Origin of the sequence: Lactiplantibacillus fabifermentans DSM 21115 (genome assembly GCF_000498955.2) — a bacterium.
Taxonomy (GTDB): Bacteria; Bacillota; Bacilli; order Lactobacillales; family Lactobacillaceae; genus Lactiplantibacillus; species Lactiplantibacillus fabifermentans.
Window position 1 is genome coordinate 25,336 of sequence record NZ_AYGX02000072.1, and the last position, 13,359, is coordinate 38,694.

Annotated in this window: 12 protein-coding genes; 5 read left to right on the plus strand and 7 right to left on the minus strand. The window is 45.3% G+C overall.

The genetic code is table 11. The annotated features are described in order from the left end of the window. The first annotated feature begins 74 nt into the window (after nucleotides 1–74). Nucleotides 75–1,016, plus strand: coding sequence for a glycosyltransferase family 2 protein (locus DY78_RS06320; protein ID WP_033613692.1), 942 nt, complete (start codon nucleotides 75–77; stop codon nucleotides 1,014–1,016). A 127-nt stretch (nucleotides 1,017–1,143) separates the two neighbouring features. Here the strand turns inward: DY78_RS06320 and wecB are convergent, their stop codons facing one another. From wecB to DY78_RS06335, 3 genes are all read right to left on the minus strand, one after another. Then, entirely contained in the window at nucleotides 1,144–2,259 is a 1,116-nt protein-coding gene (wecB, locus tag DY78_RS06325; protein ID WP_024624064.1) for a non-hydrolyzing UDP-N-acetylglucosamine 2-epimerase, read from the minus strand. A gap of 111 nt (nucleotides 2,260–2,370) precedes the next feature. Continuing rightward, entirely contained in the window at nucleotides 2,371–3,624 is a 1,254-nt protein-coding gene (locus DY78_RS06330; protein ID WP_024624063.1) for a serine hydrolase domain-containing protein, read from the minus strand. Next, a complete protein-coding gene (locus DY78_RS06335; RefSeq protein WP_024624062.1) occupies nucleotides 3,624–4,793 on the minus strand; it encodes a serine hydrolase domain-containing protein in 1,170 nt (389 codons plus the stop codon). The genes DY78_RS06330 and DY78_RS06335 overlap by 1 nt, the downstream gene beginning before the upstream one ends. Before the next feature lie 244 nt (nucleotides 4,794–5,037). Here DY78_RS06335 and gdhA point away from each other — a divergent pair, with 244 nt between their 5' ends. Further along, entirely contained in the window at nucleotides 5,038–6,393 is a 1,356-nt protein-coding gene (gene gdhA / locus DY78_RS06340; protein ID WP_029778816.1) for an NADP-specific glutamate dehydrogenase, read from the plus strand. A 248-nt stretch (nucleotides 6,394–6,641) separates the two neighbouring features. Here gdhA and DY78_RS06345 read toward each other — a convergent pair whose 3' ends face one another. After that, a complete protein-coding gene (locus tag DY78_RS06345; RefSeq protein WP_024624060.1) occupies nucleotides 6,642–7,205 on the minus strand; it encodes a hypothetical protein in 564 nt (187 codons plus the stop codon). A 315-nt stretch (nucleotides 7,206–7,520) separates the two neighbouring features. Here DY78_RS06345 and DY78_RS06350 point away from each other — a divergent pair, with 315 nt between their 5' ends. Then, on the plus strand, nucleotides 7,521–8,774 hold the full coding sequence (locus DY78_RS06350) for a DUF805 domain-containing protein (protein ID WP_024624059.1): 1,254 nt from the start codon (nucleotides 7,521–7,523) through the stop codon (nucleotides 8,772–8,774). A 510-nt stretch (nucleotides 8,775–9,284) separates the two neighbouring features. On the opposite strand, the gene DY78_RS06355 is transcribed toward DY78_RS06350, so the two are convergent. Then, nucleotides 9,285–9,728, minus strand: coding sequence for a hypothetical protein (locus tag DY78_RS06355; protein WP_024624058.1), 444 nt, complete (start codon nucleotides 9,726–9,728; stop codon nucleotides 9,285–9,287). Nucleotides 9,729–9,923: 195 nt separating this feature from the next. Here DY78_RS06355 and DY78_RS06360 point away from each other — a divergent pair, with 195 nt between their 5' ends. Continuing rightward, on the plus strand, nucleotides 9,924–10,121 hold the full coding sequence (locus DY78_RS06360; RefSeq protein WP_024624057.1) for a hypothetical protein: 198 nt from the start codon (nucleotides 9,924–9,926) through the stop codon (nucleotides 10,119–10,121). A 207-nt stretch (nucleotides 10,122–10,328) separates the two neighbouring features. On the opposite strand, the gene DY78_RS06365 is transcribed toward DY78_RS06360, so the two are convergent. After that, a complete protein-coding gene (locus DY78_RS06365) occupies nucleotides 10,329–11,195 on the minus strand; it encodes an alpha/beta hydrolase (RefSeq protein WP_024624056.1) in 867 nt (288 codons plus the stop codon). Continuing rightward, nucleotides 11,182–12,501, minus strand: coding sequence for a PTS transporter subunit EIIC (locus DY78_RS06370; protein WP_029778815.1), 1,320 nt, complete (start codon nucleotides 12,499–12,501; stop codon nucleotides 11,182–11,184). The genes DY78_RS06365 and DY78_RS06370 overlap by 14 nt, the downstream gene beginning before the upstream one ends. A gap of 139 nt (nucleotides 12,502–12,640) precedes the next feature. On the opposite strand from DY78_RS06370, the gene DY78_RS06375 reads away from it, so the two are divergent. Then, the gene (locus tag DY78_RS06375; RefSeq protein ID WP_024624054.1) at nucleotides 12,641–13,081 is read left to right on the plus strand and encodes a universal stress protein; all 441 of its coding nucleotides are present in this window, start codon (nucleotides 12,641–12,643) and stop codon (nucleotides 13,079–13,081) included. Nucleotides 13,082–13,359 lie beyond the last annotated feature (278 nt).

Below are 13,359 nucleotides of genomic sequence, written 5' to 3' on the forward strand. Positions count from 1 at the left end.
GATTGAAAGTTGAAACATCTTTATTCCAATGTGGTAAGCTATTAGATGATAAATGGAGTTAGGAGTAGGAAGCTATGAAAACTATGAGTTTGATTGTGCCTTGTTATAACGAAGAACCCACAATCGAAATCTTCTTCAATACGGTTGAGAAAGTCTTTGCAGACCATCCAACCGAATTTGCGGATGTCCACCATGAATATTTGTTCGTCAATGACGGTTCCAACGATGGTACCCTCAATGAATTTCGTAAGTTAAATGTTGCCCACCCAGATACCGTGCATTATTTATCATTTTCACGAAATTTTGGAAAAGAAGCCGGCTTAGCGGCTGGCTTGCAACATGCCACGGGGGATTTTGTGGCGGTAATGGATGTTGATTTACAAGATCCACCAGAGTTATTGCCCAAAATGTTAACCACGCTTGAATCCGGCAACTATGATTGTGTCGGAACTATGCGGGAAGATCGTGCTGGTGAACCACCTATTCGGTCATTCTTCTCCCGATCATTTTATGCCTTAATCAATCGAATTTCTAAGGTACAAATCATTCCAAATGCACGTGACTATCGCTTGATGACCCGACAAATGGTCGATGCCATTTTAGAATTACCAGAATATAACCGTTTTTCAAAGGGAATCTTCAACTGGGTTGGTTTTCGAACGACTTACTTAAAATTTGAAAACCAACCGCGTTCCGCTGGAGAAACCCATTGGTCATTCTTACAACTATTCAATTATTCAATTGAGGCAATCGTCGATTTTTCAGAAGTGCCATTAAAAATTGCTACCTTTGTCGGTGGCCTATTTGCTTTTCTTTCTGTAATCGGTATTATCATTGTCATTGTACGCAAATTATTATTTGGTAATAGTGTCGGTGGCTGGGCTTCACTAGTGACCTTAATGCTGTTTATTGGCGGCATTCAACTATTCTGCCTAGGAATCATTGGCAACTATATCGGTAAAATATACTTGGAAACGAAACACCGGCCACAATACATTGTTCAAGAACAAAAATAATACAAAAAGCCCGTTCCGACAGCAAAGTTTGTCGCGAACGGGCTTTTTGTATTTCACTTAGGCGTTATGAAATAATTATCACTATGTCAATAACCATACTACGCCAATTTTTACAAAACACAATAAATTAACTTCTTACTTGGTCTGCAATCGCAGCCAAAATATACTCCGCGGCATGCCCATCCCCATAAGGATTCTTAGCCGCCGCCATCTGATCATATTCCGTCTGGTCATCTAATAATTGGGTCATCGCTTGTTCAACCGCAGCCCCATCAGTCCCAACCAGCTTCAAGGTCCCAGCCGTGACCCCTTCAGGCCGTTCCGTCGTATCACGCAGCACTAAGACCGGCTTATTCAGTGATGGGGCTTCTTCTTGCACACCACCAGAATCGGTCATGATAAAGTAGCTGCGCGCCGACATGTTGTGGAAATCAACAACATCGAGCGGCTCAATTAAGTGAATCCGGTCAACGCCACCTAAGATTTCTTTAGCGACCGTCTGAACGGCGGGACTCAAGTGGACCGGATAAACGACTTCGACATCTGGATGACTGGCGACCACGCGTTTGATGGCTTCAAAGACCACCCGCATCGGTGCCCCTTGGTTTTCCCGCCGATGCATCGTCAACAAGATCATCCGATGGCCGGGTGCCACTAAATCTAAGGCCGCGTGGTGATAGTCGGCATTGACGGTCTGCTTCAACGCATCGATAGCGGTATTCCCCGTTACGGTGATATTAGCGTCTGCGTGATTTTCTTTCAGTAAATTTTGGCGACTCAATTCAGTCGGCGCAAAGTACATATCGGCCAGCACATCCGTTAACTGGCGATTCATTTCTTCTGGATATGGTGAATATTTGTTCCAAGTCCGCAGTCCCGCTTCCACGTGACCGACCGGGATTTGATGGTAGAAGGCACTCACGCTCGCCGCAAACGTGGTCGTGGTATCCCCATGCACCAAAACGATATCCGGTTGGGCTTCATCCATAATGGCATCAAGTTTCGTCAAAACGCGACTCGTAATGCCAGCTAACGTTTGGTTTGGCCGCATGATGTTTAAATCATAATCCGGTGTAATTTTAAAAATATCTAAGACTTGATCTAACATTTCACGATGTTGGGCCGTAACGACCGTAATCGGGGTAAATTTTGATTGTTGTTGTAATTGTAAGACAATGGGGGCCATTTTGATGGCTTCGGGACGCGTCCCAAAAATTGTCATTACTTTAATTGGCTTGGTCATGTGCTGACTCCGATTCCCATAGATTTTCCGTCCGGGACGGAATATTGATTCCTTCTTATCTTAACGTTAAAGCGACCAACTATCCACACTCAGTCGGTCGCTTTAATTAAATTATTGATTTTTGGCTAAAATTTCGGTAATTTTTTGCACCACTGTTTTAGCGCGGTAGTGGTTCGCCTGATTCATGAAAAAGACCACGGTCACTTGACCATTCGCACTGCGACTATAAAAATTACTGATGTCATTATCGTAACCCGTCGCATGTTGCTTGCCATCGAGCCCATAATACAGGCCGGCCGCATAGTCATTGGTCCGCGTACTCGTCAATAAGTTCCGCGTGGCAATTGGTAATAGGGTGCCATCATTGAACGCGGTCACAAAACGATAGTAATCCGTGACCGTCGTGCCAATGTCGCCGGCCCCGAGCTCACTAGATAATAGCGGTAATGAGATTTGAGCCGTTTGGACAAAGAACCGATTCGTGGCAAAGTACGGCGTCGCCACAGGTAAATTATGGAATTGGGTCCACGCTTTGGTCGTCGTCATGCCCGCCGGTTTGAGCACGCGCGTTGTTAAGTTTTCTGCATACGACTGACCAGTTACTTGCCGGATGATTCCCGCTAGCAACGTATAGTTGGCACTACAATACCGCCACTGATGTTGGGACTGGACCGTGACATGCGCTAACACCCACTGCACGGCGGCCGCTTCAGTGAGTGGCTTTTTAGGCGCCACTTCGGGCATATAGAGCCCCGACGTATGGTTCAATAATTGTTGAATCGTGATATGGCGAGCATTTTTCAAATGCGGATAAAATTGCGCAATCGGCTGGTCTAATTGCAACTGGCCACTTGCAACGAGTTGGCCAATCATGACCCCGGTCATCGCTTTTTGCAGTGATGCAATCGGATAAACCGTCGTCGCCCCATTCAGCGTATGCGTGGCGCGGTCCGCTAAACCATAACTACGAATCGTGGGCGTGGCCTGCCCAGCTTGCGCCACTAGCAAAGTACCTTGGATATGCTGGGTCGCGACTAAATGATCGACATGCAACCAGTTTTTAGCCGTAATCGTGGGAACACTGACTGCCTGATACTTAAAATCAGCCGCCGACACCCACCCATAGCGATGTTGATAGCGTTGCCGGTCAACCACGGCTGCCCGCGTGCCGATATAGACTGCCGCGGGTCGTACGGTTACTCGCTGGGGCGTGGTCGCCGGCAACGCAGTGGTGGTCACCGTCGCCGATTTAAACGCAACATACATCGGTAACGCGGATGTTTCGCGCGTTGGCGTTACTGCCGCCCACAACCACCACCCACTACTGCCAACGAGTAACCAAGCTTGCCACCAACGCCACCGCATTAAAACGGCTCCGTTTTCATCAAAATTGATTGGATGGCATAGCCGACCTGATTATCGATACTGAACATCCCTTGATTCTCAAATAAGACGACCCCGACCCGGCCATCGGTAGTCCCCATGTAATACGTATGAAAGGCATTATCATTGCCCCCAATACGCATATGGTGACCACTTTGATAATAAACACCCGCCGAATACATTGATTGAAAATTAGCCGTCAATTCATTGCGCCCGGCCACACCGAGCAACTTACCGGTTACCAAACTATTAATAAATTTGTAGTAATCGCCAACGCTCATATATAAACTTCCACAACCGAGTTCACTCGATTGGAGCGGTTTAGAAATGATAGCCCCTTCTGAAATGCCGTTAGTCAGTGAATATGAAAATGGATTAACGACATTGCCCGGAATGTCGTTATAAGCATACGTGTGCTTTAAGCCCAGTGGTTTGATAATCGTATTACGTAGCACCGTCATGTATGACTTACCAGTGACTTTGCGAATAACGCCCGCTAATAACGTAAAGTTCGCGTTTGAATACGAATAAGCGTGATTATCGGTCGACACTAAATGGCGCAACGTAAAGTTAATCTGCGCACTTTCGGTTGGCAAGATGGTCTTAGGTAATGGTTCCGCCATCCGAATACCCGATGTGTGGTCTAACAACTGTCGAATCGTAATATCTTGTGCAAACCGGACTTGCGGAAAATAAGTGCTGAGCCGGGTTGTCATAGTTAACTTACCTTCATTAATTAACGTTTGAATCACCGCACCCGTTACAGCTTTTTGCAGCGAAGCTAGCGGATAAGCTTCGGTCTTAGTGTTCCGAACTTGATTGGCCATATCAGCATAGCCGTACGTCCGGATGTCCACACCACTGGGGCCACTATTGGTCAATAATAACGTTCCCATAATATGATGACTGGCCATTAAATTATCGATTTGTTTAATGGCTTGCGCTTTGGTCAACTTGCCATTCGTCGTTTTAGCAGCTACTTTTTTAGTACTCGGCCGACTGGAACTCACCCGACGACTGCTCGCTGAGGTGGCCACATCACTAGTTGCTGGTGTAGCGGGTGCTTGCTGCGCCTGCCAAAACCACATGCCGCCCCCTAAAAGTGCGACCAAGATGCCACCTGCCAATAAAACTCCCCATCGTTGTTGCATGGCTGATCCCCCCAAGAATCTTTATTGCCAATAGAATACGTCGTCGCCAGCAAAATTGCACGTAAAATCAAGTTAATGTAAGGCCGCCGAACCAAAATTAACCATTCCGTAAAACTATTATGATTTTCGAAATATAACAAAATCACTAAAAAGTCGTCAAAATTTAGTTAATTTAACTCGTGCAATTACCGAACAAAACCCGTAAAATGAGTTTCATAGTTAATTATTACACCACCATGGAAGGATGATCATATTGAGCAAAGCTACCGATTATTTACAAAGTGTTTACGCGGTCATTGAACACCGTGATCCGAACCAGGCCGAATTCCTAGAAGCCGTCCATGACTTCTTCCAAACGATGACGCCAGTCTTTGAAAAGCATCCCGAATATATTGAAGCCAATATTTTGGAACGTTTGACCGAACCAGAACGGGTCATTCAATTCCGAGTCCCATGGTTAGATGACGCCGGTCACATGTGCGTCAACCGGGGGTTCCGGGTCCAATTCAACTCTGCCATCGGCCCCTATAAAGGTGGCTTACGGCTCCACCCTTCCGTTAATTTGAGTATCGTTAAATTCTTAGGTTTTGAACAAATCTTTAAGAACTCGCTGACTGGTTTACCAATTGGTGGCGGTAAAGGTGGTTCGGATTTTGACCCGAAAGGCAAATCCGACAACGAAATCATGCGCTTCTGCCAAAGCTTCATGACCGAACTCAGCAAATATATCGGCTTAGATACCGACGTACCAGCTGGTGATATTGGCGTTGGTGGCCGCGAAATTGGTTTCTTATACGGCCAATACAAACGTCTCCGCGGGGCGGACCGCGGCGTCTTGACTGGGAAAGGCTTATCTTACGGCGGTTCCCTCGCCCGGACCGAAGCAACTGGTTTTGGACTAGCTTATTACACAGATGAGATGTTAAAAGCGAACCAGACCGATTTCACTGGCAAACGCGTGGCCGTTTCCGGTGCCGGCAATGTTGCAATCTATGCCATTCAAAAAGTTGCCGAACTGGGTGGTAAAGTGATTACTTGTTCCGACTCGAATGGTTACGTCATTGATGAAAACGGCGTGGACTTTGAAGTGGTTAAACAAATCAAAGAAGTCGAACGGGGTCGCATTAAAGATTACGCCGACCGTGTTGCCAGTGCGACTTACCATGAAGGTTCCGTTTGGGACGCCCAAGTAGCTTATGACATTGCGCTCCCATGTGCGACCCAAAATGAAATTGACGGTGCTAAAGCCGCCACGGTCATTGCCAATGGTGCCAAAGCCGTCGCAGAAGGCGCCAACATGCCAAGTACGCCCGAAGCCATCGCCGCTTACCAACAAGCCGGCGTCTTATACGGCCCAGCCAAAGCCGCTAACGCGGGTGGTGTTGCCGTTTCGGCCTTAGAAATGAGTCAAAATAGCATGCGCTTGAGCTGGACGTTTGAAGAAGTTGACAACCGTTTGAAAGCGATCATGCAAAATATCTTTGCCAACTCGGTGAAAGCGGCTAACGAATATGGTGTCAGTGGGGATTACTTGAGTGGTGCCAACATTGCCGGCTTTACGAAAGTTGCCGATGCCATGATGGCGCAAGGCTTAGTTTAAATCAGGATATATAAAAGGACGCCACCAAAACGGTAGCGTCCTTTTATATATCCTGATTTGTTGCGTTAACCGGGTCAACAGGGCCTGGGACTAAGATAGATTGACGTTGTTTGAACAAGGCTAAAAATGCCGTTGAACAACTTACCAAAATAATCCGCTCACCTGACCCCCACAAGTAAAACTTGTGGTTTATTTCTCACCATAAAAAAACACTGTGCCAAACTAACACAGTGTCATCATAATAATTTCTATACTTTTGAATCGGGATATCCAGTGTGCGCACTAATCTGTGAATACGTATCCCGTAACGTCTTCGCCGCGGCCTTCCAGCCAGCTTTGAGTAACGGAATTAAATGCAGTGGGTCTTCCACGGGAACGTCGTGTTCGTGGGCAAACTTAACAATTGCAGGTAGTACTTCCATATCAGAATTAGCAAAATAATAATTACCTTTAGCCGTGAGCACGAAAATCGTGGCCCGGAAAGCCCGACCTGGGTCGAGACCATCGCCGGCGTGCCACCGAATAGCGCCGATTTGAATCTTTTGCACATCATCGATGGCCATTTCACCTAAGTTACGCCGTTCGGGTGACCATAAAATCACCTTGAAGGGGGTCAATTCGACCATGGCGTACTTTTGACTGCTCGTCCCCGACAAGCGGCGGAACCAATTCCGTTCAGGCTTTGGTTTGGGATACTCTTGACCTTGAATCTCAAAATGGAACGGGACAATGCATTTACGCGCGCGATCAATGGCGCGGTAATGCCCGGCAATTTGATGGTTCGTGAAGATTGATGCCATTGGTTTAAACATAGCGCTCCACTCCTTTCACGGTCAAGTATACGCTTTCACACATAGATTGACAGTTATTTTGTCATATAAATTAATTACCGGGCCAACAAATTTATCATAGTGGTCTAATTTGATTGGAACGGGTTTCGACCGCTGAAATTGTATCAGCGCTGGCTTGAATAATGAAAATATGAAGATAATGTGATTTTTTTGTTAATAATTATAATTCATTATGCTATGATTGTTTTTGGCCGTAAAAAAATCATTCGGTTACATATTTAAAATTCTACTTATATATTATGTTTCACCTAATATAAGCATTCTTTGGAGGAACCCATGTCAGCAACCAGATTTTGTATCAACTGTGGGAAGGAAATTCCCGCCGACGCGACCTTTTGTCCTTTTTGTGGTACAACCCAGGAAAAAGTGACTGCAACCAACCAAACAACCCCCAGCACCCCAGAACCTAATCGTGGGCCTGAGCAGCCAGAATCCGTCAATATGTGGACGGCGCTCAAGCTGGGCGCACAACAAACCTTTACTTGGTCACAACGTATTTCACGCCCACAATACTGGTGGTTATACTTAGACTTAGTATTGATTACGATCGCTTTAAATCTGATTCTGGGTCTTAAAGCTTATAGTTCGCCGGCCTTACTACTACAACCGTTTCATATTAATGCGTTCCAAGCCGTACTAGTGCTCATCTATTCGGCACTGTTAGCTTGGACCTCAGTCATGCAATTTACCGCAAGCGCGCGGCGACTTCACGATTCTAACCGCTCGGCCCACTTTTTATGGCTATCACTTATTCCGATTGTCGGTCCAATCCTAATCATTGTCTTCTTATGCCAACGTTCAAATGAAGCTGGCGCACGCTTTGACCGGGCCCCTAAGCAAGCCAAACCATGGACTAAAAAATGGTGGACTTGGGCAATTCTAGTAGTCGGGACGGTTTTGTGTGCGATAATGATTAACACCACCGCTTATATCACCACCTTTGCGGATTATGCGACAACAACGACTAGCACCAATACGACTAATAGTGATGATGATGCGAGTGATACGGACAGCGAAACTGCGGATTCCGAATCAAGTTCAAGTGATGATACTGATAAGATTACGATTGGCGATGATGATATTGATATTGCTGACCAACAATCTTACACCACGGCATTCACTGACAGTAGCTGGGCTAATTCAACGTTCAAAATCAACCGAGTGACGGTATACAAAACGGACGGCACTTACACTAACGGTAGTGGTAGTGATAAACAAGAATTTCACGGCATCATCAAGGTGCATATGAGCATTCATGCTGGCCGCGATATTTCTGCCTACCCGACCCAAGCCAAACTCAGTACTAATGATGGCCAACAAGTCGAAGCTGACAGCGATAGTGACGATTTTGACGGCGAATTAAATAGCGGTACCGATTCTAATGGTGATTTATACTTTATTTTGCCAAAATTATCCAGCGTCAAAAACATTACCAGTGTCCGTTTAAAATGGGATGCCGATTATGATACTGATGATTATGAAGACGATAACGCCTTCAAGACTTTCGATGCTACCATCAATTTGAATTAGGCGCTCAGTTTAACCAAAATCAAATGATAAAAAAAATCCCCTCATCACCCGAGACTGGTGTGATGAGGGGATTTTATTATTGTCGGGCGATTCATTGCATGCTTAACTTAAATCAGTCATAAAATTTGTCGTGTAAAAAAAACACTGAACACCGATGTTTTGACATCAAGCTCAGTGCCAATGGTAATTGATCGCCATCTTAGTTTTCAGGACTATGTGCGCAAATGCGGTGAAAAAGTATGTGTGTTGGCAGATTAATGTGATAAACTACCACCCCCATCTTTGACAACTAAGGCTATCAACGGACAAACCGAATGATGAGAACTACGATCAACTGTCTCCTTTTGAACTTCGTTACCTAACCACGTTGATTAGGTCTGCTCTGGACAATTCATATTATACCCGTTTGTTAACGCTTACACAATCCATTTATTAATATTTTTATAAATAAATGATTTTTATGTGACAAAAAAACGACGCTCATCTTTGAACGCCGTTAATGGTTTTAACTTAAGCTTCTGGTTCGTTAGCTTGACTGTCGTCAAAGTCCGCAGGCATGATGGCAAAGTTGCTAGCTTCCGTTGAGAATAAGGCCGCGTAAGCCCGCACTTTCGCTGACAAGGCTGGGATGATGGCACCGTTCAAGTTGTTTAACATATCTTGTTCGTCGTCTTCAATCGCTTTATTGTCAGATTGACGTTCGATAATCCCCACCATTTCGCCGCTTAAACGGACGATGGCAAAAACGGTCGCCGATAAATCGTACATGTCTTCTTTGTATGTAACGTCTAATTGTGCTTGGACAACATCGTCACCAAATGTCTTTTTAACATCGGGATTAGCCGCCGTATAGCTGAATTGGCCCGTGCCAGGTTCGTCTTTTGATTCGTCACGATCGTAAATGATTTGGAAATGTAAATCTTGGATTGCTGAGTTTAAAATTTCAATATTCATTAAGCAATACTCCCTTTTAGTTAATATCTTCACCTTATCGGAAAAAAGGCTAAAATACAATCATATTCCGCTAGATTTAATGAATAATTTGTTAACCTCACGTTAATGTTGTGTAAAGGTCTTGTTTTGGGAAAGATTTGACGATTCCGCAAAATACTCTTAAACTAATAGAGATGATTCAAGGGGGCTACTATTTTGAAGAAGCATCGATTAGTACTACTGGCATTAGCGGTTACACTCAGTGGTAGTTTGTTAGCGACCCCGGATTTAACAGCGCAGGCGATGCGCGTCCGGACCCACGGCACCAGCCGATTCTTCCGATTCAACGCTAAGAAACGCACGAGTCACCATGCTAAAAAAGCCCATCATAATACCAACCGTCATCGACGGTAATGCAAAAGGAGCCGCAGCTGCGACTCCTTTTTAATATGGCTTCTTTCTCAGACTTGGTTATTATTATCGCGAGTTAACCGTATTTCACAATAATAAATAAAAAATATCTACCACAAATGGGCACGACCACCAAAACGAATTAAATTGGCACCATTAATATCGAAAAACAATTTAGCTGCCAGCTTCAAGAAAAAACCTTAATATGGCTTAACGCCGTAATTGCTGTTGATTTTGTTTCCGAATACTATTTGGCACGTTTTCAGCCATCAAGTATTGCCGAATCAACGCAACAATTTGCTTGTTTTGCGGTAAATCGGAATGGGCAGTATTGGCCCCCGTTACCGTGATTTCCGTAAAATGTTTGACCTGATCTTGGAAAATATACTTACCATAATTGACACTGTTATAAGGCACCGTGCCATCACTCGTATAATTTTCCGTCCCAGCGATGGAATAAACCGTTAAGGACTCCGGTAAACCAGTTCGATATTCATAGAGTTCTTTGAACATGCTCGTTTTAGCCGTCGTACTAGTTGATTCCATATTATACGGCGACGCAATCGACATGAAACGTTCGACCCGAACTTTCGGCGTTTCTTTTAAGTAACGCTCCAAAAACAGTGTCCAAATGAGTCCGCCGTTCGAATGACCTAACGCTTGAAAATGATTGAACTTATACGTTTTGACTAACGATTTAAACGCGACATTCAACCATTTCGCTTGCTTATCAATATTAGCTTTCCCATCCTTATTATCAGCAAAACCAATTACAATAAATGGTTGATTATCATTACGATTAATCGTACCGCTATATTTAATACTCCCATTCGTCTGCACAGTTAGTTTTAAGACACTGTGCTTTGCCGGCGTTTCTTTACCAAGCTCGGTAATCAAACTGTCAAAGCGATTTTGCGTCGCGCTTGACCCGGGAATCATGATAATTGGCGCCATCCGGGTCCGTCCCGCCGTTTTTAACGTCGTGATATTAGCGCGTGACCAATTATAAGCTGGCCAACAAATCCCAATGACGACGAACAAACCAATTAACCAGCGCCACCAATTACGCTTTAGCATCTGGCGCACCCCCTGTCACTTGCCGATTATCTAATAAAATAAACGGTAAATAAATTGCGACGGCGACCGCCAAATTAATCACACTGACGAGCAGTGCCCGCCAATCGCCACCGGTACCCAACCAGCCCATCAAGACGCCGGGGGTGGTCCGGGTAATCGGATAAACGACCGCCGGCATCCACTGCAGCTTAATCGCAACCCACGCCATCAACATGCTGACCATGGGTGTCACGAGAAATGGAATAATAAGTAACGGACTGAACATGATGGGTAAACCGACCAATAATGGCTGGTTAAAATTAAATAAACTCGGCACCCAGCTGCCTTTGACGACGGCGCGATAATCACGATTACGTGACCGCCACAAGACTGCAATGACCAAGGCAAGCGTCATCCCGGTGCCCCCCATATTGCCGTAACTATCAAACAACGTGTGTAAGGTGATTGGATTGGGCGCGCCCCAAGCCGAACCATGTTGCAAGGCGTATTCCAAATTTTGCACCGTGGTGACGGCACTGCTACTCGTAAAACTAATCGGTCCAATAATACCGACGACCCAGAAGAAGTTGCTCAATAACGTCGTCCCTAAAATCGCTAATAAGCCGGTACTAGAACTGACAAATGGCAATTGGAAGACCGCATAAAACAAACCATTCAAGCCTTCCTTGCTGACATAGCTGATACCGTAGCCAATCAGACTAAACAGTAATAAACTCACCACAATCGGCAACCAGTTATGTTTGGCGCGTTGTAATAAGTGGTCGCGTGTTTCAATCAACTGATGGTCATGCGGTTTGAACGCTAACTTGCTAAAAATAAAGCCAGTTAACAGGCCCACTAATAACGCCAAGAAAATTCCTTGGGAGCCTAAATTGCCCACTAAAAATTCCGAGCTATCCCCTTGCGCTTGTTGCGATAACGCGCTGTAATTGAAGTTCAACATGACAAAACTCAAGGCCGCCGTTAAACCAGCTAATAAGTTGTCGCGGTGTTTGGTCCGCACGACAAAGTTAGCGGCAGCAAAAGCGGCGACCACCGCCACGACGCCGTTGATACTAATGCTGAGCATACTCGTGTAAGTGGCCAGTTGTTTGAAACCTGGTAACCAGTGACTAACATAATAAATATGATTAATGAAACCATTTTTTTGAAAAATTGCTTGATTGAAAATATTAATATAAGCGCCAATTAACACAAATGGGAATAATAACGTCAATGTTTCTCGCAAGGCGCGCCAATACGCTAACCGTTGCATGCCCGCTTCCCATTTTAATAAACCATTTGCGATTTTTTTGATCTCGTTCATCCCCTCATTCGCCAAACTCTGTTCTAAATATACGCTATCTCTAGTTGGTTGCCTACCGAAACTACCTAAAAAATGCATATCACTTCGCAAACGTTGGCAATTCCGGTATGATTAGAGGAAATAAACGGAGGTGACGATGATGCCAAGTAACTACCAGCACGTTTTAATTCCCGTTGATAATTCCGAACCGGCCGAAGTGGCCTTCAACGAGGCGGTCAACATCGCCGCGCGCCACCAAGCTAAGTTAACGATTCTCTACGTCGTCGATGACCGGGCCTATCACACGCCCGCCATGGACCCACTCTTGACCGAACTACTCGACGCCGAAGCGACCCACGCGGCAGCGGCAATGCGGGACCGGCGCACCTTCGTCGAAACGACGACGGTACCGGCGCTGCAAACCGAAGTCGCGTATGGCGATCCGAAGCGCACGATTATTGATTATGCCAGTCAGCATCCTGAAATTGACCTAATCGTCCTGGGTGCTACCGGTAAAGACTCACCGCATCGCGTGGCGGTTGGCTCTACCACGAGTTATGTGGTTGATCAGGCCCCTTGTAATGTGATTGTGATTCGCTAAAATTTTGTAAAGGGTCTGAGAAAACTATCGGCATTTACACCACTTTCACGGCCACTTCCATTACTGCTGACCTCCAGCTAAACTGAATGATTTCAATTCTAAAGCACAACAAGTCCCGGCCATCATTTGTGACCGGGACTTGTTGTGCTTTAGACGAGCAGTGCAATTTCGTAAAAATATCACGGAAGCCGGCTGGCCGTCAACGTTCGAAGACTTTTGTCTTAGTGGTAGATTGCAAATTTAATCCGAATTTTTGGACAAATTGTTCAGCATAACCT

Coding starts and splice junctions, on each gene's coding strand:
- DY78_RS06320 (WP_033613692.1), top strand. CDS start 75: ATGAAAACTATGAGTTTGATTGTGCCTTGTTATAACGAAGAACCCACA.
- wecB (WP_024624064.1), bottom strand. CDS start 2,259: ATGACCAAGCCAATTAAAGTAATGACAATTTTTGGGACGCGTCCCGAA.
- DY78_RS06330 (WP_024624063.1), bottom strand. CDS start 3,624: ATGCGGTGGCGTTGGTGGCAAGCTTGGTTACTCGTTGGCAGTAGTGGG.
- DY78_RS06335 (WP_024624062.1), bottom strand. CDS start 4,793: ATGCAACAACGATGGGGAGTTTTATTGGCAGGTGGCATCTTGGTCGCA.
- gdhA (WP_029778816.1), top strand. CDS start 5,038: ATGATCATATTGAGCAAAGCTACCGATTATTTACAAAGTGTTTACGCG.
- DY78_RS06345 (WP_024624060.1), bottom strand. CDS start 7,205: ATGTTTAAACCAATGGCATCAATCTTCACGAACCATCAAATTGCCGGG.
- DY78_RS06350 (WP_024624059.1), top strand. CDS start 7,521: ATGTCAGCAACCAGATTTTGTATCAACTGTGGGAAGGAAATTCCCGCC.
- DY78_RS06355 (WP_024624058.1), bottom strand. CDS start 9,728: ATGAATATTGAAATTTTAAACTCAGCAATCCAAGATTTACATTTCCAA.
- DY78_RS06365 (WP_024624056.1), bottom strand. CDS start 11,195: ATGCTAAAGCGTAATTGGTGGCGCTGGTTAATTGGTTTGTTCGTCGTC.
- DY78_RS06370 (WP_029778815.1), bottom strand. CDS start 12,501: ATGAACGAGATCAAAAAAATCGCAAATGGTTTATTAAAATGGGAAGCG.
- DY78_RS06375 (WP_024624054.1), top strand. CDS start 12,641: ATGCCAAGTAACTACCAGCACGTTTTAATTCCCGTTGATAATTCCGAA.